The following is a 261-nucleotide window of genomic DNA, read 5'->3' on the forward strand; positions in this document are numbered from 1 at the left end:
GCTTCGCGTGCTGTCTTGTCGGCCTTGGTGGTCGCTGCGTTTGCGAGCGCTGCCGTGATTTCATCAGCGGTCGCAATCTCGCCATAGACGCGCCATTGAACGCCGCGCAAGATGCACTCGGGTAGTCGCTTCGACGTGGTGCCGTTGTCGAAAACAATGTCGAATTCAGCACGGCCGCCGCGCATCACAACGCCCTCGCCGATCGACTTCACGCTATCCGGGCACTGCTCGCCGTGGATCTCGTACACGATGCCATTGCGG

At 61.3% G+C, this 261-nt stretch carries 1 protein-coding gene; it reads right to left on the bottom strand.

The genetic code is table 11. The annotated features are described in order from the left end of the window. Positions 1-261: hypothetical protein (locus SB725_RS32005; RefSeq protein WP_410923491.1), on the bottom strand; the 261-nt coding region annotated here is incomplete at both ends.

The organism is Pseudomonas sp. SIMBA_041 (assembly GCF_046535095.1).
In the GTDB taxonomy this organism is placed as follows: domain Bacteria; phylum Pseudomonadota; class Gammaproteobacteria; order Pseudomonadales; family Pseudomonadaceae; genus Aquipseudomonas; species Aquipseudomonas mucoides.